Annotated in this window: 18 protein-coding genes; 13 read left to right on the forward strand and 5 right to left on the reverse strand. The window is 71.6% G+C overall.

What is annotated here, in order from left to right:
• The first annotated feature begins 6 nt into the window (after positions 1-6).
• The 6 genes from J2X60_RS15290 to J2X60_RS15315 are packed head-to-tail and all read left to right on the forward strand — an operon-like array spanning position 7 to position 6,914.
• The gene (locus J2X60_RS15290; protein WP_309888677.1) at positions 7-1,407 is read left to right on the forward strand and encodes a M14 family zinc carboxypeptidase; all 1,401 of its coding nucleotides are present in this window, start codon (positions 7-9) and stop codon (positions 1,405-1,407) included.
• Entirely contained in the window at positions 1,407-2,348 is a 942-nt protein-coding gene (locus J2X60_RS15295; RefSeq protein ID WP_092384060.1) for an ABC transporter permease, read from the forward strand. The genes J2X60_RS15290 and J2X60_RS15295 overlap by 1 nt, the downstream gene beginning before the upstream one ends.
• Positions 2,345-3,235, forward strand: a complete 891-nt coding sequence (locus tag J2X60_RS15300) for an ABC transporter permease (protein WP_309888680.1) — start codon at positions 2,345-2,347, stop codon at positions 3,233-3,235. Before J2X60_RS15295 ends, J2X60_RS15300 begins: the two co-directional genes overlap by 4 nt.
• 39 nt (positions 3,236-3,274) lie before the next feature.
• A complete protein-coding gene (locus J2X60_RS15305) occupies positions 3,275-4,684 on the forward strand; it encodes a serine hydrolase (RefSeq protein WP_309888682.1) in 1,410 nt (469 codons plus the stop codon).
• Positions 4,681-5,265 carry a MarR family transcriptional regulator gene (locus tag J2X60_RS15310; RefSeq protein WP_309888685.1) on the forward strand — a complete coding sequence of 195 codons (585 nt, stop codon included), beginning with the start codon at positions 4,681-4,683 and terminating at the stop codon, positions 5,263-5,265. The genes J2X60_RS15305 and J2X60_RS15310 overlap by 4 nt, the downstream gene beginning before the upstream one ends.
• Positions 5,262-6,914: an ABC transporter ATP-binding protein gene (locus tag J2X60_RS15315; RefSeq protein WP_309888687.1), complete on the forward strand. Its 1,653-nt coding sequence runs from the start codon at positions 5,262-5,264 to the stop codon at positions 6,912-6,914. Before J2X60_RS15310 ends, J2X60_RS15315 begins: the two co-directional genes overlap by 4 nt.
• Before the next feature lie 77 nt (positions 6,915-6,991).
• Here the strand turns inward: J2X60_RS15315 and J2X60_RS15320 are convergent, their stop codons facing one another.
• Complete coding sequence (locus tag J2X60_RS15320; RefSeq protein ID WP_309888688.1) at positions 6,992-7,819, reverse strand: helix-turn-helix domain-containing protein; 828 nt, start codon at positions 7,817-7,819, stop codon at positions 6,992-6,994.
• A 66-nt stretch (positions 7,820-7,885) separates the two neighbouring features.
• Complete coding sequence (locus J2X60_RS15325; protein WP_309888690.1) at positions 7,886-8,464, reverse strand: hypothetical protein; 579 nt, start codon at positions 8,462-8,464, stop codon at positions 7,886-7,888.
• Positions 8,465-8,560: 96 nt separating this feature from the next.
• On the opposite strand from J2X60_RS15325, the gene J2X60_RS15330 reads away from it, so the two are divergent.
• The 3 genes from J2X60_RS15330 to J2X60_RS15340 are packed head-to-tail and all read left to right on the forward strand — an operon-like array spanning position 8,561 to position 11,618.
• Entirely contained in the window at positions 8,561-10,030 is a 1,470-nt protein-coding gene (locus tag J2X60_RS15330) for a sensor histidine kinase (RefSeq protein WP_309888692.1), read from the forward strand.
• A gap of 39 nt (positions 10,031-10,069) precedes the next feature.
• Positions 10,070-10,732 carry a response regulator transcription factor gene (locus tag J2X60_RS15335; protein ID WP_070416588.1) on the forward strand — a complete coding sequence of 221 codons (663 nt, stop codon included), beginning with the start codon at positions 10,070-10,072 and terminating at the stop codon, positions 10,730-10,732.
• A 10-nt stretch (positions 10,733-10,742) separates the two neighbouring features.
• Positions 10,743-11,618 carry an EamA family transporter gene (locus tag J2X60_RS15340; protein WP_309779010.1) on the forward strand — a complete coding sequence of 292 codons (876 nt, stop codon included), beginning with the start codon at positions 10,743-10,745 and terminating at the stop codon, positions 11,616-11,618.
• Between the two features lie 35 nt (positions 11,619-11,653).
• On the opposite strand, the gene J2X60_RS15345 is transcribed toward J2X60_RS15340, so the two are convergent.
• From J2X60_RS15345 to J2X60_RS15355, 3 genes are all read right to left on the reverse strand, one after another.
• Complete coding sequence (locus tag J2X60_RS15345; RefSeq protein ID WP_156794738.1) at positions 11,654-11,806, reverse strand: hypothetical protein; 153 nt, start codon at positions 11,804-11,806, stop codon at positions 11,654-11,656.
• 101 nt (positions 11,807-11,907) lie between these two features.
• Positions 11,908-12,234, reverse strand: coding sequence for a hypothetical protein (locus J2X60_RS15350; RefSeq protein ID WP_309888695.1), 327 nt, complete (start codon positions 12,232-12,234; stop codon positions 11,908-11,910).
• Between the two features lie 183 nt (positions 12,235-12,417).
• Positions 12,418-13,449 (reverse strand): LacI family DNA-binding transcriptional regulator, encoded by a 1,032-nt coding sequence (locus J2X60_RS15355; protein ID WP_309888697.1) that lies wholly within the window; start codon positions 13,447-13,449, stop codon positions 12,418-12,420.
• Positions 13,450-13,560: 111 nt separating this feature from the next.
• Between J2X60_RS15355 and J2X60_RS15360 the strand changes: the two genes are divergently transcribed.
• The 4 genes from J2X60_RS15360 to J2X60_RS15375 are packed head-to-tail and all read left to right on the forward strand — an operon-like array spanning position 13,561 to position 18,123.
• Entirely contained in the window at positions 13,561-14,856 is a 1,296-nt protein-coding gene (locus J2X60_RS15360) for a sugar ABC transporter substrate-binding protein (protein ID WP_309888699.1), read from the forward strand.
• On the forward strand, positions 14,856-15,734 hold the full coding sequence (locus J2X60_RS15365) for a carbohydrate ABC transporter permease (RefSeq protein ID WP_070416584.1): 879 nt from the start codon (positions 14,856-14,858) through the stop codon (positions 15,732-15,734). Before J2X60_RS15360 ends, J2X60_RS15365 begins: the two co-directional genes overlap by 1 nt.
• A complete protein-coding gene (locus J2X60_RS15370) occupies positions 15,731-16,735 on the forward strand; it encodes a carbohydrate ABC transporter permease (protein WP_309888702.1) in 1,005 nt (334 codons plus the stop codon). Before J2X60_RS15365 ends, J2X60_RS15370 begins: the two co-directional genes overlap by 4 nt.
• Positions 16,735-18,123 carry a cellulase family glycosylhydrolase gene (locus J2X60_RS15375; RefSeq protein WP_309888704.1) on the forward strand — a complete coding sequence of 463 codons (1,389 nt, stop codon included), beginning with the start codon at positions 16,735-16,737 and terminating at the stop codon, positions 18,121-18,123. Before J2X60_RS15370 ends, J2X60_RS15375 begins: the two co-directional genes overlap by 1 nt.
• Positions 18,124-18,173: the final 50 nt, after the last annotated feature.

Raw genomic sequence — 18,173 nt, forward strand, 5'->3', positions numbered from 1 at the left:
CACCGCATGGACCAGCGCACCATCCTCCGCCTCGTCGCCGAGGTCCCCGACCGCGACGGCTTCCCGCTCGTCGACGACCTGCACGCCCGGTTCGACGCGCTCGCCGCGGCCCATCCGGAGCAGGTCACGGTCACCCGGATCGGCACCAGTCGGCTCGGCGAGCCGCTCCACAGCTACCGCATCGGTTCCGGGTCGCACGCCGCCGTCGTCGTCGGCGGCGTGCACCCGAACGAACCGATCGGCTCGTGGACGGCCCTGCACCTCGCCGAGACGATGGTCGGCGACGAGGCGATGGCCCGGGCACTGGACACGACGTGGCACATCGTCCCGACGATCGACCCGGACGGCATGCGGTTGAACGAGGCGTGGTTCCGCGACCCGTTCGACCGGGCCTGGTACGCGCGGCACTTCTACCGTCCGGCGCCGGACAGCCAGGTGGAGTGGACGTTCCCGAACAGCTACCGGTCGGTGTACTTCGACCAGGTGTTGCCGGAGACCCTGGCGTTCATGCGGCTCATCGACGACACCCGGCCGGACCTGCTCGTGTCGCTGCACAACGGCGAGATGGGCGGGGTCTACTACTACCTGTCCGAGGACCTGCCGGACGTGATCGACACCCTGCACGCGGTGCCTGCTTCGCTGGGGCTCCCGCTGGACACGGGCGAGCCGGAGTCGCCGTACCTGCGCCAGCTCGCCCCGGCGGTGTTCGCGATGGACGGCATCGAGACGGCGTACGACTACCTCGAGGGCCTCGGCGTCGACCCCGGCGAGCACATCCACGGGGCGTCCAGCGCCGCGTGGGCGATGCGCCACGGAGCGCTGTGCATGGTCGCCGAGCTGCCGTACTGGAGCCACCCGGACGCCGACGACCAGACCCAGACGTCGGAGTCCTACGCGGATCTGCTCCGCCGCTGCGCAGACGACCTCGGTGCCTCGGGCGCGGAACTGCAGGAGATCCTCGACGACGCGTCGCCGATGCTCACGATCGAGTCACCGTTCCTCGAGGGGTCCCGCGCGTTCATCCCGATGATCGCCGGGATGACCGACACCGACCGGGCCCGCGCCGACCGTGAGCCCGCGGACCGGACGGCCACCGTCGCCGAGCGGTTCGGCTGCGAGGACCTGGTGCGCTGCTTCCGCCTGCGGTACGGCGGGATGCTGCTCCGGGCACTCGAGGCCGAGACGACCGCGGGGACCGCGCCCGCGCCGCTGCGGCGGCTCCGCGACCGCCTCGCCCAGCGGTACGCGACCTGGCAGGCCGACGAGGCGACCGGCGCGGAGCCGATCCCGATCAGCAAGCTGGTGGGGGTGCAGTTCGGCGCGATCCTCGCCTGCGCGAGTCACGTGGCGGGGTCGACCCGCGCCTCCCGTCCGTCCCTCGCGACGTCCGTGCCAGGAGGCGCGTGATGCGCCCGGCGCTCGCCGTCGGTCGCCGGGTCGGCGGCCTGGTCGTCGTCTTCCTCGGGGTGACCTTCCTCATCTACGCGATGACGTTCGCGCTGCCGGGAGACCCCATCAAGGCGCTCGGCGGCGACCGGCCGCTCAGCGACGCCGTCGTCCGGGCGCTGCGCGCCGAGTACCACCTCGACCAGCCGCTGTGGCTGCAGTACGTGCAGTACCTCGCGGGGCTGTTCCGGGGCGACTTCGGCACGGACTTCAGCGGCCAGTCCGTCGGCGAGCAGATGGCGTCGCGCTGGCCGGTCACCATCACGCTCGCGCTGACGGCCTGGGCGATCGAGATCCTGCTCGGCATCGGGCTCGGCGTGGTCTCGGCCCTCCGCCGCGGGACCGTCCTCGACAAGACGGTCCTGGTCGGGACGATCGTCGTCGGTGCAGTCCCCGTCTTCGTGCTCGGCGTCGCGCTGCAGCTCGTGTTCTCGGTCCGGCTCCACTGGTTCCCGGTCGCGGGCGCCACGGCGGGGTGGCCGACGGCCTACGTGCTGCCGGCGTTCGTGATCGCGCTGTTCGGTCTCGCGGCGGTGTCCCGGCTGACACGGACGTCGATGATCGAGACGCTCGACGCGGACTTCGTGCGGACCGCCCGGGCGAAGGGACTCGCGCCGGGACGGATCGTCGGCGTGCACGTGATGCGCAACTCGCTCATCCCGACGGCGACCTACCTCGCCACGGACCTGGGCTACCTGATGGGCGGGACCGTGATCATCGAGGGCATCTTCAACCTCCCCGGTGTCGGGAACCTGCTGTTCCAGGGCATCCGGTCGCACGAGGGGGCCGTCGTCGTCGGCATCTCGACGGCACTCATCCTGGTGTTCCTCGTCACGAGCGTGCTCGTCGACCTGCTGCACGCCGCCCTCGACCCGCGCGTCCGGACAGGAGCCTCCGCATGACCACCTCCGCCATCGGCGCGACCGTCCCGTCCTCCGTCGTCACGAAGCGGCGTCCCCTGCGCGCCGCCGTCCGTCGTCCGGGGTTCTGGCTGCCGGCCGGGGTCCTCGCCGTCGTCGTGCTCGTCGCCGTCTTCCCGGGGTTCTTCGCCGGCTTCTTCGGCCACGGCGACCCGCGGGTGTGCGACCTCGGTCGCAGTGGCGCCGCGCCGATCGGTGGCCATCCGTTCGGCTTCGACCTGCAGGGCTGCGACGTCTACGCCAACGTCGTCTACGGCACGCGGTCGTCGATCGCCGTCGCCGTGCTCACCACGGTCCTCGCCGGGGTCGTCGCCGTCGTCGTCGGCACCGTCGCGGGCATGGTCGGCGGCTGGGTCGACGCGGTGCTCGCGCGGCTCACCGACGTGTTCCTCGGCTTCCCGTTCCTGCTCGGCGCCGTCGTCGTCCTGAACAGCGTGGGGGAGCGCTCGGTGCTGACGGTCTCGCTCGTGCTCGCGCTGTTCGGCTGGCCGACGATGGCCCGGCTCGTGCGGTCGAGCGTGCGGAGCGTCCGGAACGCCGAGTTCGTGCTCGCCGCGCGGACGATGGGGCTCTCCACGTGGCGGATCACGACGCGGTACGTCCTGCCGTCCTCGATCTCGCCCCTGCTCGTGCTCGCGACGATCACCGTCGGCGGCGTCATCGTGTCGGAGTCGTCCCTGACGTACCTCGGCATCGGGCTCGAGAGTCCGGCGATCTCGTGGGGACTGCAGCTCTCCGCCGCGACGAGTCAGTTCCTCCGAGCGCCGCACATGCTCGTCGCACCCGCGGTGTTCCTCGCCGTGACGGTGCTCTGCGTCATCGCGCTCGGGGACACGCTGCGCGCCGCGCTCGACCCGCGACGGCGCTGATCCGTCAGACTCGACCCACCGCCCCTCGAAAGGACCACCGTGACAGACACCCTCGCCGCCTACCGGAAGACCCTGCCCTACATCCACGAGTGGGTGTCGTACAAGGTGTGGCAGCTCCGCGTCCCCGGCGTGCAGGTCGCGATCGGGTACGGCAACGAGGTCCTCTTCGACGAGGCCTGGGGCTACGCGGACGTCGAGGCCGGGCGCCGCCTCACCACCACCGACCTGTTCCGCATCGCCTCGCACTCGAAGACCTTCACCGCCACCGCGCTCCTGCAGCTCGCCGAGCGCGGGTCGCTGCGGCTCGACGACACGGTGGGCACGTACGTCCCGGCGCTCGTCGACGGCGGCTCGCCCCTCGCCGACGCCACGATCCGGGAGCTCATGGAGATGGGGGCCGGCGTGATCCGGGACGGTCACGACGGCGACTACTGGTCGCTGCTCCGGCCCTTCCCGGACGAACAGGAACTCCTCGCGCTCGTCCTCGACCGCGGGCAGAAGGTGCCCACCGGATCGTCGTTCAACTACTCGAACCTCGGGTACTCCCTGCTCGGGCTCGTCATCGCCGCGGTGTCCGGTCGGTCGTACAACGACTTCGTCCGCGAGTCGATCACCGAACCGCTCGGCCTGCGGAACACCGGGCCCGACTGGGACCCCGCGCGCGCCGACGACTTCGTGGTCGGGTACACCGGGTTCCACGTCGCTCGGCAGCGTCGGCGGATCGACCACGTCGACACCCGCGCGATGGCAGCGGCGACGGGCTTCCACGGCACCGCCTCCGACCTCGTCCGGTACTTCTCGCAGCACGTCATCGGGCAGGGCACCCTGCTCGACGACCACTCGAAGCGGCTCGCGCAGCGCAAGGCGTGGAGCGCGACGGACGACCCCGCGGCGCGCGGCTACGGCGCCGGGTTCATCGTCGACCGGATCGGCGGTCGCGAGATCCGCGGCCACTCCGGCGGCTTCCCCGGGCACATCACGCAGTCGATGTTCGACCCGGCCTCCGGTCTCGTCGTCTCGGTGCTCACCAGCGCCGCGGCCGGCCCGGCGACGCTCATCGCCACCGCGATCATCCGGATGCTCGACGCCGCGGCGGACGACGACGCCCCCGGGACGCCGGTGCCCGACGACGTCGACACCGACACGTTCACGGGGCGCTTCGCGAACCCGTGGGGCGTCACCGACATCGCCCGGATCGGGGACCGACTCGTCGAGGTCGACCCGTCGGGCCCCGAGCCGCTCGACACCCCGACCCGGCTCGAGGTCGTCGACGCCGACACGCTCCGGATGACCCACGGCAACCGCTTCGGGTCGATCGACGAGGACATCACCTACGAGCGCGACGCCGACGGCACGGTCCGCTCGATCCGCGGAGGCGGCGGCATGAGCCAGGAGCCCTGGACGATCCCGTCCGAGCGGCCCGAGGTCGCGGCGGGACTCGAGCCGTGAGCGACGACGCCCGCAGCGGCGCGACCGGCGTCCACAGCGACGAGGCCGCCGTCGGCGACGTCGTCCTCGAACCGGAGCGGCAGACCTTCGTCGAGGAGTTCGCCCTCATGCTCAACGACGCCGCGGGCATGCCCCTCACCGACGCCCGGGTGCTCGGGTACCTCATGATGACGCGTGCCCCGCACTCGTCGTCCGCCGACCTGCAGGCCGCCCTCGGCGCCAGCTCGGGCTCGGTGTCGATGGCGACCAGGCGGCTCGTCGACTCCGGCTTCGTGAAGCGGCACACCGTCCCCGGCGAGCGCAGCCACTACTTCCGCGCCGAGGCCGACGTGTGGGGGTCCTGGCTCGCGAGCGAGCGGAAGTACCTCGACCGACAGCGCGACATCATCGGCCACGGTCTCGCCGTCGTCGAGGCGGCGGGCAGGACCGGTTCCGGCGACGTCGACGCCGAGGTCCGCGAGCGCCTGCTCAACGGCCGCGACTACATGCAGTGGCTGCAGGGCTACCACCGCAAGATGCTCGAGGAGTGGGAGGCGTTCAAGGACGCCCGCGACCACCCCGACCGATCGGAGACCCCATGAGCGACGTCCTCACCGTCGAGCACCTCAGCGTCACGTTCGACGTCGACGGCACCGTGGTCCGAGCGGTCGACGACGCCTCGTTCACCGTCGGTCGTGGCGAGGTGGTCGCCGTCGTCGGCGAGTCCGGCTCCGGCAAGAGCATGACCGCGATGACGGCGATGGGCATCGCCCCGGACGGCGCACGTGCCACCGGCAGCATCCGCCTCGGTGACCTCGAGGTCCTCGGCGCCGACGAGCGCACCCTCCGAGCCGCACGCGGCCGCCGGGTCTCGATGATCTTCCAGGATCCGTCCGCCGCACTGAACCCGGTCTTCACGGTCGGGTTCCAGCTCGCCGAGGCCGTCCGTCGCGCCGATGACGGCCTCGACCGTGCCGCGGTGCGGGAACGGTCGCTCGACCTCCTCCGCGCCGTCGAGGTCCCGGAGCCCGAACGCCGACTCGGCCAGTACCCGCACGAACTCTCCGGCGGCCAGTGCCAGCGCGTCATGATCGCGATGGCGCTCGCGGCCGACCCGGACCTCCTCATCGCGGACGAGCCGACGACCGCGCTCGACGTGACCGTGCAGGCCGAGGTCCTCGACGTCCTCCGCCGGCTGCGCGAACGCACCGGGACCGCGATCCTCCTCATTACCCACGACATGGGCGTGGTGGCGGACATCGCCGACCGCGTGGTGGTCATGCGCCGCGGAAGCGTCGTCGAGACCGGCTCGGCGCGCGCGGTCTTCGCCGCACCCGCCGCCGACTACACGCGCGAACTCCTCGCCGCCGTCCCGCGGATGGGCACCGGTGCGGTCCAGGAGGCGCAGGTCGGCCCCGCCGCGGAGGTCGCCACACCCGTCCTGGACGTCCGGCACCTCGTGGTCGAGTACGGCGGCGCACTCCGTGGGCGCTTCCGTGCGGTCGACGACGTGTTGTTCACCGTCGGCCGGGGAGAGATCGTCGGCCTGGTCGGGGAGTCCGGCAGCGGCAAGACCACCATCGGCCGAGCCGCCGTCGGACTCGCACCGATCACCGCGGGCGCCGTCCTCGTCGAGGGGACGGACGTGGCGGGCGCGCACCGTGCCTCCCGGCGTGCCATGCGCCGTCGCGTCGGCGTCGTCTTCCAGAACCCGCTGCGTTCCCTGAACCCGCGGTACACGGTCGGGCAGACGGTCGCCGAACCGCTCCGGCAGATCCTCGGACTGCCCGCGGACGAGGTCCGGGAGCGGGTGGAGCGCCTGCTCGCGGACGTCGGGCTCGACGGCGGCTTCCGCGAGCGCTTCCCGCACGAGCTCTCCGGCGGCCAGCGGCAGCGCGTCGCGATCGCCCGTGCCGTCGCGTTGGACCCCGCGCTGCTCATCGCGGACGAGCCCACCAGCGCGCTCGACGTCTCCGTGCAGGCACGGGTGCTCGACGTCTTCCGGGAGCTCCAGGAACGACTCGGGTTCGCCTGCCTCTTCGTCACGCACGACCTGGCCGTGGTGGACACGCTCTGCGACCGGGTCGTGGTGCTGCACGGCGGACGGGTCGCCGAGCAGGGGAGCCGCGACGCGATCCTGCGCGCGCCGCAGGACCCGTACACGCGGCGGCTCATCCAGGCGGCACCCGTGCCGGACCCGGTCGAGCAGGCCGCGCGGCGCTCCGAACGGTTGGCGTCGCTCGGCGCGTGAGCCCCGGGCGACCGCGAGTTCTGTCCGGCGATTGACCGTTCTGGTTCGCGGATCCCGGGATCCGCGAACCAGAACGGTCAGAGCGCGGGCGGAACACGGACATCGGGCGCTCGCACGCGCCGGAGCGAGCGCCGCATCGAAGTCGTGGTGCTGAACCCGGCGTGGGCAGCGACGGCGGCCGGGTCGGCGTCGTCGGCGGCGAGTGCGGCACGGAGGGCGAGCGACCGGAACCACCGCCGGAGCTCCTCGGGCGAGCAGCCGGTCGTCGCGCGGAACCGGCGCCGCACGGTGCTCGCCGACATGCCGGTGCCGCGCCGCAGCTCGTCGATCGGCACGGGGTCACCGCCGTCGAGGAGTCGATCGATGCACGGGGTCAGGCTCGCATCCGCGAGGAACGACGGTGGGTTGTCGCCGAGCACGGTCATGACGACGACACGCGCGAGGGCGTCCCGGCGCGATGCCCTCCACCGGCCGCCGACGAGCGACGCGATGTGGGCGAGGGCGAGCACGACGTCCTCGTGCGGTGCCTCGGGTGGCTCGGTGTGGACGAGCGCGCCGAGCCCGAGCGCTTCGTCGACGAACGGGCCGAACGACGCGGTCCCGACGTGGACGCCCGTCGGACTGCACCACGCATCGTCGGCCGTCGGTGCTGGTGAGCGCTCCGGGCCGGTGCCCACCGTCACCGGGGCTCCCGGCGCGACGATCGCTGCGGTCCCCGGTGAGACCACCCAGACGTCGTCGCCGCGTCGGAGCCACACCTCGGTGCGGGCGGACGACGCAACCCAGACGTGGTCGGCCGTCGAGCCGAGGTCGAGTGTCCACCGCTCGTCGTCGGTGAGGACCTCGTCCCAGTAGCGAACGTCGAGGCCGACGGCGTCCACCAGTGCTCGGAGTGCATCTTCCACGCCGTGACGCTGCCATGTCGGACACCCGGGCGAGGGCGCTGGTGTCCGATCTGTGGAGCGTGCGGGTCAGCGGACCTCGGCGGAGGACCAGAGCGACGAGACGCCGGTGCCGACCGGGCGGAGCAGGGGCACGGCGACGAGGACCGCCGCCGCGAGGAACGCGATCGCCTGCAGCAGGCTCGGGATCGCGTACACGACGACGAGCACCGCTTGTGTGGTGGACGGCGGTGGGACCGTCTGCGTGAGCAGTGCCGCGATGAACCACAGGGCAGCGGCGATCGTCACGATCCAGCCGAGCGCGCGCTGCGGTCCGCGCAGACCTCGGACGGTCAGCACGCCGAACGCCACGAGCGCAGCACGGGCGACCCAGTACAGTCCCGAAGCGATCGGCCCGGGAACGGCCCAGGCGAGGGCGAACGCGAGCACGGCGACCCCGAACGCGAGGGCGCGGCGGTCCCGGGAACGCAGGGCGGCGACGAGCACGACCGCTCCGCAGACGCCGGCGACGACCGTTCCGGTGAGCCGCAACGCCGGTGGGCCGAAGGCGAGGACCCCCCACGCGTCGCCGAGCCCCTCGGCACCGAAGACGAGCGCTGCGACAATGGCGGCCGCCGACGCGACCCGGACCCCCGTGGTGTTCCCCATGGCCCACACGGTACGCCGGTGCGGGGGATAACCCCACCTCCGGTTCGGGAGGGGGCAGGATGGGGGATCGAGCCGGTGATCGCGAGGCTTGGTGTCATGACCGACACCGCCCGCCTCGACCAAGCCGAGACCGTCCCGCTGCACGACTCCGTCCCGCCAGGAGCCACCGAACCGATGCCCGCACAGCCGAACCAGACGCCCCCGTCGTGGTCGTCGACGCCGCCCGCGAGCGCCGGGTCCGGGTCGGGCACGGGCATGACCGCCGGTGCGTTCTACCGCGAGGCGTGGAAGCGCCTGCCGCGCGACTTCGGCTACATGGCCCTGACGGCGGTGCTGCTCTGCACGCTCTACGCCGCGTTCCCCGCGGCGATCTTCGGTGGCGGCTTCCGCGACCTCTTCAACCCGTTCGTCCTGCTGATGTTCTTCATCGCGCTGTTCGTCGCGCGGTGGCTCGGACAGTTCGAGAAGCTCCGCATCGGGTGGGCCGACAGCCGCCCGATCCGCCCGGTCGACTGGACGCCCCGGTGGCAGCAGAACTGGTGGACGCGCACGGGCTCGGCCGTCGCCAACCCGCACTACTGGCTGTACCTGCTGCACGCGGCGGTCGTGTACCCGATCGCGGCGCTCTGCACGGTGGGTGCCGGCGCACTGCTCCTCGCGGGCTTCCTCTGGCCGATCGGGCTCGCCGGGGTCGCGTTCGTGAACGGCATGAGCGCGCAGTACTTCGGATGGGACATGACGTCCGTCGTGGGCTTCGGGTTCCTCGGGCTCCTGTCGATGGCCGCCTCGGTGGTGCTCTTCCCGCTGTGGGCCCGCGGTTCCGTGATCGCGCACTTCTGGATCGACTTCGGTCTGCTCGGCGGGTTCCGTGCGGAGCAGCTCGAGCGTCGGGTCGCCGGGCTCCAGGCCTCCCGTGCCGGTGCCGTCACCGCCGAGGGGCAGGCCCTGCGGCAGATCGAGCGGGACCTGCACGACGGGCCGCAGCAGCGACTCGTCCGCCTGCGCATGGACCTGTCCGCGGCCGAGCGCGCCTTCGACAAGGACCCGGCGAAGGCGAAGCAGCTCATCGGCGAAGCGTCGACGCACGCTCAGGACGCCCTCGACGAACTGCGGGCCCTGTCCCGCGGGTTCGCACCGCCCATCCTGCTCGACCGGGGACTCGTCGCCGCGCTCGAGGCCCTCGTCGCCCGGACCCCCATCCCCGTCGGGCTCGACGTCCGCCTGCCCGACGGGCTCGAACTCGCGACCGAGATCCAGCGCAACGTGTACTTCACGGTGAGCGAGCTGCTGACGAACACCACGAAGCACGCCGGTGCCTCGACCGCCGGGGTGTACCTGGGGCTCGTGGTCGACGCGTCGGGCGTCTGGTACCTCACGGTGAGTGTCACCGACGACGGCCGCGGCGGTGCCCGGCCGCAGGAGGGGCACGGCATCGAGGGGCTGATGGGTCGGATGCGCGCCCTCGACGGCGAGCTGACGGTCTCGAGCCCCGAGGGCGGTCCGACCGAGGCGACGGCACGGATCCCGCTCGGCGCCCTGAACGGCGTGCCCACGACGCGCTCGTGAGCCCCCGGGAGCGTCCGCGCTCCCACTAGGCTGGTCGGCATGAGCGACGGCCCGGATGCAGCACGCATCCGGGCCGTCGTCGTCGACGACGCCGTGCTCCTGCGCGAAGGACTCTCGCGCGTGCTCGACGAAGCGGGCATCGACGTGATCGGGCAGTACGCCGACGCCGACTCCTTCCTCGCCACGCTCCCCGACGGTGCCCCCGACGTCGTGGTGATGGACGTGCGGATGCCGCCGACCTTCACCGACGAGGGCGTCCGCGCAGCCGTCGAGACCCGGCGCCGGGCTCCGCGCACCGGGGTGCTCCTGCTGTCCCAGTACGTCGAGGCCACCTACGCCGAGGACGTCCTCGCGGCGGGCGCGACCGGCATCGGCTACCTGCTCAAGGACCGCGTCACCCGGCTCGAGGAGATCGACGACGCCGTCCGCCGCATCGCCGCCGGCGGCACCGTGCTCGACCCCGAGGTCGTCACCCAGCTCATGAGCCGCCGCCGTGACCCGCTCGCAGCGCTCACGCCGCGCGAGCGCGACGTCCTCGGGCTGATGGCCGAGGGGCGCACCAACGCCGCGATCGCCCGCGCGCTCGTGATCGGCACCGGCGCGGTCGAGAAGCACGTCTCGAGCATCTTCGGCAAGCTCGCGCTCGAGGACACGGGCGAGGACCACCGCCGGGTCCTCGCCGTGCTCGCCTACCTCGGGTGACGGTGCACCGGTGAACCGCGTCCCGGCGCCGCTCCTCGCCCTCGCGGCGATGGTGTCCGTGCAACTCGGCGCCGCGATCGCGAAGACCCGGTTCGACGACGTCGGCTCGGTCGGCGCCGCCACACTGCGGCTCGTCATCGGGGCCGTCGTCCTCGCGCTCGTGGTCCGGCCGCGCGTCCGGCACTGGACCCGGCAGCAGTGGCTCGGTGCGATCGGCCTCGGGCTGGCGCTCGGCGGCATGAACGTCTTCATCTACGTGGCGTTCGCGAGCATCCCGATCGGGGTCGCGGTGACGATCGAGTTCCTCGGCCCGCTCGCCCTCTCGCTTGTGCACACCCGACGGTGGCGCGACGTGCTCTGGGCGGTGCTGGCGCTCGCCGGGGTCGTCCTGCTCGGGGTCGGTCCGGCGGCGGTGACCGCGGTCGGCGGTGTCGTGTTCGCCGTCCTCGCCGCGGTGTGCTGGGCGGGCTACATCGTCATGAACCGGCACGTGGGCGCCGCGATCCCCGGTGTGGACGGGCTCGCCGTGTCGATGCTCGTCGCGATGCTCGTGTCGCTGCCGTTCGGGCTCCGGTCGGCGGTCGACGGGGTCGTCCGTGAACCGGTGCTCCTCCTCGTGTTCGGCGGCGTCGCCGTGCTCTCGAGCGTCCTGCCCTACGCGCTCGAGATGCTCGCGCTCCGGCGGATGCCGACCCGTGTCTTCGGGGTGCTGCAGAGCCTCGGGCCGGCGATCGCGGCCCTCGCGGGCCTGCTGATCCTGCACGAAGGGCTCGCGCTGCTCGAGGTCGTCGCCCTCGCGTGCGTCACCGCCGCGAGCGTGGGCGTGACGCTGTCCGCACGTCGTGATCGGGGCGGTCGAACGGGAGGCGCGGATCCCGTTCCGTGAGTCCGGAACGTGTACCGCGCCTCCGGGAAGACCGTCTACTCGTCGCGGAGGAAGTCCGCGTACGTGGGTTCCGTGTGTTCACCCGTCAGCAACGCCGGGTCGTTGACCCGTCGTTCGACGTAAGCCGCGATGACCTCGGGTGGGGTGAGCACGTGGGCAACCCAGGACGGCACCTCGCTCTTCTTCATGGTGCCTCCTCCCAGTGTCAGCACTCGGACCGAATGTCTCGATCAGTGAGTTACTTGCTGTACCGGTGTTCCGTAAACGATCCTCGCCATGTCCGGGCAAGTCAATGCGGCGGTGCGTTCTGCGGACTGCGCCGCGTCGCATCCGCGCGCAGGGTGCGGTGCTTCACCGCGGACCGCCACACCCACGCGTTCGCCTGCTGCCCGAACTGCGCCCACTCGACGAGGACGGCGTCGCGGGTCCAGCTCTTCGCGAAGGCCTTCACGCGGACGTGGAACGTGGGGAACTGGACCCACGCCCAGACCGGCACGGGGGTGACGGCGTGGCAGGCGTCCGGACCGCGGGCGTCCTCGGAGAGGGAGTAGGCGCGCGGACGCTCGACCTCCGGGTGTTCCGGGGGCTGCCACCGGTTCTCGCGACGCCGTCCCACGAGAGTATTCGAACGTGTGTTCGAACCGGCGTCAAGTCGGCCGCGCTGCCCGTGCGCACGCGGCGCCCGGGATCGGCGTGTCGACGGGCGTACGAGCAGTGTGCGAGGTTCCGCGCACCGTGCGGCGGTCGCGACGTCGCACGGCGGGCGGAACCTCGCACACTGTCCCGCGGGTCGGAGGGATCACGGGCGCACGCGGCCGGTCGACTCCCGGACGCTCAGCGTCAGCGACGGCCCCGGACGCGACGGCAGCGGCGAGCCGGTGTCGATCTGCTCGCGGAGGAGCGTCGCCGCCCGCTGCCCGAGCTCGACCGTGTCACGCGTGAGCGAGGTGATCGACGGCCGCACGAGCCGGACCATCGCCGAGTCGTCGAACGACACGATCGAGACGTCCCCCGGCACGTTCACCCCCATCTCGCTGGCCACGCCCAGTCCGGCGACCGCGAGCACGTCGTTGTCGTACACGATCGCGGTGGGGCGGACGCCCTGCGAGAGCAGGGTCCTGGTCGCGCTCGCCCCGGCCTCGGCGGAGTAGTCGGTCGGGATCGACACGGCGTCCTCGAGCCCCTCGGCCGCGGTGAACTCGCGGAGGCGGTCGATCCGCATCGCCGTGTGCTCGAACTCCGGTCGTCCGGCGACGTGCGCGATCCGCCGGTGCCCGAGCGCGTGCAGGTACCGCAGCACGGTGTCGGTCGCGTCGGAGTCGTCGATCCAGACCGTCGGTGCCGCGGGCTCGGCCGAGGGGTGCGACCCGACGACGACGGTGGGCATCCCGAGCTCGGTGAGCAGCGTGAGCCGGTCGTCGTCGCGGCGGGGGTCGATCACGATCACGCCGTCGACCCGGTGTCCGCGCCACCAGTCGCGGTAGGTCTGGAGCTCCTCGGCGGCGTCCCGCGCGACGAGGAGGTTCATGCCGACGTGACTGCCGGCGAGCCCGAGCTGGATCCCCGAGATGAGGTCGCCGAAGAACGACTCGGTGCCGAGTGTTCGGGCCGGCCGGTTCAGCACGAAGCCGATCGACCCGGCCTTCGCACCGCCCAGGGCGCGTGCGGCGGTGTGCGGCTGCCAGTCGAGTTCGCGGGCGATGGCCTGCACCCGCGCGCGGGTCTCGTCGGACACGCCGGGCCGGTCGTTGAGCGCGAACGAGACGGCGCTGATGGACACGCCGGCTCGTGCGGCGATGTCGGCGATCGTCGTGCGACGGTTCTGGGCCACAGGGTTGACTATAACGCTTTAGTCGGAAATCATCGCTCCATTCACACGGATCGGTGACGGGGACTGAACCGGTTCAGCACGACGCGCACCACGACGAAGGAGTCACGAGCGATGAAGAACACCACACGCAGGACGACGGGACGCGCCCTCGCGGTCCTCGCCGGAGCGGCCGTCACGGCCCTCGCGCTGACCGCCTGCTCGAGCGGCAGCAGCGCCGGCAGCGGCGGCGGGAGCGGCAAGGTCGACGGATCGATCACCCTGCAGACCTGGGCGCTGACCCCGACCTACACGGACTACCTCAACGGCGTGATCAAGGACTTCGAGGCGAAGTACCCGGACGCGAAGGTGAAGCTCGTCGACCAGCCCGGCGACGGCTACGCCGACAAGGTCCTCAGCCAGGCGTCGTCGAACTCCCTGCCCGACGTGATCAACCTGCCGCCGGACATCGCCCTGCCCCTCGCCAAGCGCGGCTTCCTGCAGGACGTCGCGAAGGACGACTCGAAGCTCTCGAGCACGTACGTCAAGGGTGCGCTCGCTGCCTACAACTACAAGGGCGTCGACGGCACCTTCGGCTACCCGTGGTACCTCAACACCGACGTCGACTACTGGAACAAGACGATGTTCGAGCAGTGCGGCCTCGACCCGGCGAACCCGCCGAAGACCACGGACGAGCTGTTCGCGCAGGCCGAGACCATGCACCAGAAGTGCCCGGACGACTACCTGATGAGCCGCAAGCCCGGCCTGTCGGACTTCTCGCTCGCCGGCGTCAAGATCATCAACGACCAGGGCACGAAGTTCACCTTCGCGAACTCGTCGAAGGCGGCCGACCTCATCGCGAAGTACGCGAAGGCCTACAAAGAGGGCCTGATGCCCTCGTCCGTCCTGAACACCGACTACCTCGGCAACTCCACCCTGTTCACGCAGGGCAAGGTCGCCTGGACCACCGGTGGCGCCACCGCGATCAGCGACTTCGAGAAGAACAACCCGTCGCTCAAGGGCAACATCGTCGTGTCGTCGGCCCTCGACAACCCGCCGCTGTACGTGCAGGGCCTCAGCGTCAGCGCCAAGAGCAAGCACATCGCCACGGCCGAGGCGCTCGCCGCGTTCATGACGAACGCGAAGAACCAGGAGGCCTTCGCCCACCTGGTGAACATCTTCCCGTCGACCACCTCGTCGCAGTCCGACCCGTACTTCTCGAAGGACGACGGCACCGTCGAGGCCAAGGCCCGCGTGCTCGCCAACGACGCCCTGAAGACGGCGAAGAACCTCAACCCGGTCGAGGCGAATTCGGCGATGACGGACTTCCTCGACCAGCAGATCGCTCTGGCGATGAAGGGCGGCACGACGCCGAAGCAGGCGCTGCAGACCGCCCAGACCAAGATGAACAGCCTGCTGGCGAACAGCTGATGCGCGCCAACCGCTGGTTCACGCCCTGGCTGCTCGTCCTGCCGGCGCTCGTCTGGTTGCTCGCGTTCAGTCTCTGGCCGTCGATCAACACCGTCCGGCTGTCGTTCACCAACGCCAGCCCGCTCGGGGGCGTGAGCCAGTGGGTGGGCCTCAAGAACTTCGAGACGCTGCTCGCCGACCCGCAGGTGTGGGAGGCGCTCCTCAACAGCGTCATCTACATGGCGGTGTGCCTGCCGCTGCTGACGGTGCTCCCGCTGCTCATGGCGGTGCTCGTCGAGCGGAAGCTCCCCGGCATCGCGTTCTTCCGGACCGCGTACTACACGCCGGTGATCGCCAGCGCCGTCGTCGTCGGGCTCATCTGGAACTGGATCCTCGACGACCGCGGGGTCATCAACGAGATGGCGCAGTCCCTCGGGATCGTGCAGAGCTCCATCCCGTTCCTCACCGACCGGTGGCTGCTCGTCTTCAGCGCGATCAGCCTGACGGTCTGGAAGGGCCTCGGGTACTACATGATCATCTTCCTGGCGGCCCTCGGGAACGTCGGCAAGGACCTGCACGAAGCCGCGGCCCTCGACGGCGCCGGCTCCGTCCGCCGGTTCTGGTCCGTGACCATGCCCGGTGTCCGGGGGACCATGACCCTCGTCGGCATCCTCGTGTGCGTGAGCGCGCTCCGGGTGTTCAGCGAGCTCTACATCCTCACCAACGGCACCGGCGGACCGGGCGGGCAGGACAACTCGCTCGTCATGCTCATCCAGCAGTACGCCCGCGGTTTCACCGGCAACCTCGGCTACGCGTCCGCCCTGAGCCTCCTGCTCTTCGTCGTGACGCTCATCCCGATGCTCGCCCTCGCCCGGATGAACAGCAAGGCGGACAAGTGACCAACACGACCTCGACCACCGAACCCGTCCTCGGGGGCGCCGCCGGCGCGGCCGCACCCACGCCGGACGTGACCGGCGCGACCGACGGGAGCCGCGCCTCCCGGCCGAACGGACGCAACGGGCGCGACGGACGCAACGGACGCAACGGACGCAAGCGGCGCCGCGCCGCGTGGGGCGTCATGTCCACCCGCGAGAAGGTGCTCCGCTACGTCCTGCTCGTCGTGGTCCTCTTCGTCACGATCGGGCCGTTCCTCTGGCAGCTGTCGACCTCGCTCAAGGGCACGGGGGAGGACATCTACACGGCGAACCCGTCCTTCATCCCGACGCAGCCGACCTTCGGCAACTACCTGCGGGTGGGCGAGGCGATCCCCGTGTTCGGGTACATCGGCAACTCCCTCGTCGTCGCCGCGATCGACGTGCTCGGCAACATCGTGTTCGCGACCCTCGCGGGCTTCGCGCTCGCCCGGCTGCAGTGGCGCTTCCGAAAGGCCGTGCTCGGGCTCTTCCTGGCCACCCTGGTGCTCCCGGGCGAGGCGACGATCATCTCCCAGTTCGTCACCGTGAAGGACCTCGGCCTCGCCGACTCCCTCGTCGGCGTCGCCCTGCCCGGCATGATCGCGGCGCTCAACGTCCTGCTCATGTTCAACGCGTTCCGGCAGATCCCCGAGGAGATCGACCAGGCAGCCGTGATGGACGGCGCGAACGCCCTGCAGCGGCTCCGGTACATCTCGCTGCCCGCCGTGCAGGGGACCATCGCCGTCATCGCGATCTTCTCGTTCATCGGCGCGTGGGACGACTTCCTCTGGCCGCTCATCGTGCTGCAGTCGCCGGACAAGCTGACGCTGACCGTCGGGCTGCAGTACCTGCAGGGCACCTTCGCGACCGACCAGCGCATGATCGCGGCCGGCACGATGATCGCGTTCATCCCGATCGCGGTGATCTTCGCGATCCTGCAGCGGTTCTTCTTCAAGGGCGTCGAAGAGGGCGGGGTGAAGGGCTGATGCGCTTCGGCGTCAACCACACCCCCTCGGTCGGCTGGTTCCACTCGTGGCTCGACTTCTCGCCGTCGGACACGGCGCGGGACATGGAGCAGATCGCGTCGCTTGGCGCGGACCACGTGCGGATCTTCCCGCTCTGGCCGGTCGTGCAGCCGAACCGGACGCTCATCCGGCAGCCGGCGCTCCGGGACGTCGCGACGGTCGTCGACATCGCGGGCTCGTTCGGGCTCGACGTCAACGTCGACGCGCTGCAGGGGCACCTGTCGAGCTTCGACTTCGTGCCCTCGTGGCTCGAGAGCTGGCACCGCCGGAACATGTTCACCGACCCGGACGTGGTCGCGTCGACGGCGGCCTACGTCGAGGCGCTCGCCGCGTCCGTCGCCGACAAGCCGAACCTGCTCGGGATCACCATCGGCAACGAGGTGAACCAGTTCGCGCACGCGCCGCACCCGACACCGCACGACATCACGGCGGAGCAGGGGCACGCGTGGGCGGCCGCGATGGTCGCGGCAGCGCGGGCCGGGCTGTCGAGTCCGGTCGGCCTGGAGGCGCGGCTCGGCTCGGAGCCGTCCGCCCGCCCCGGCACCGGGTCGCGTCCACGGCCCCTGGTCACCGTCGCGCAGTACGACGCGGCCTGGTACGACGACGCCCAGCCGTTCGGCCCCGAACACGCGGCCGACCACGGCGACGCGACCGTCACGCATTCGTGGGTGTTCAACGGCTCGGCGACCCTGCACGGCGCACTCGGGGCCGGCTCGGTCCGCCACGGCGAGTACCTGCTGCAGCTCGCGAGCGCGTGGAACCGCGACCCCGAGCGCCCGAACTGGCTGCAGGAGGTGGGCGCCCCGACGAACGTGGTCGACCCCGCCGACGCCGCCGCGTTCACCGAGCGGACGATCCGGCACGTGCTCGACGCGCAGCACGTGCTCGGCGTCACGTGGTGGTGCTCGCACGACGTCTCGCGGTCGCTCGCGGACTTCCCGGAGCTCGAGTACGACCTCGGCCTCTTCACGAACGACGGTCGGCTGAAGCCGGCGGGGGAGGCCTTCGCCGCCCTCGCCCGCGAGCACGGCACCCGCGGCCGGGCCGACACGACCGGTGCCGTGTCCGCGCCGCCGGCCACCGCCCTCGTGCTGGACGACGTGCTCGCCGACGGCAGCACCGCACGCGGCGGCCTCCGGGCCGACTGCGCGCCGGGAGGCCGGTTCGCCGCCGCCTGGCTCGACCTCGCCGAGGCCACCCCGGACGGACGCGGCCCCCAGGTGGTCCTGCGCTCGCGGGTCGACGACCACGCGCTGCTCGCCGCCCGGGGCATCACCCGGTGCGTCGACGTCCCCGAGGACACCGCCACCGAGCTCCTGTCGGTGGCCCACCCGGCCACGATGGCCTGAGCCGCCCCACCGCCCGACCCGCCGGCACCGACGCCGGCCCTCCCACCAGG

It is taken from the genome of Curtobacterium sp. 320 (assembly GCF_031455235.1).
GTDB lineage: Bacteria > Actinomycetota > Actinomycetes > Actinomycetales > Microbacteriaceae > Curtobacterium.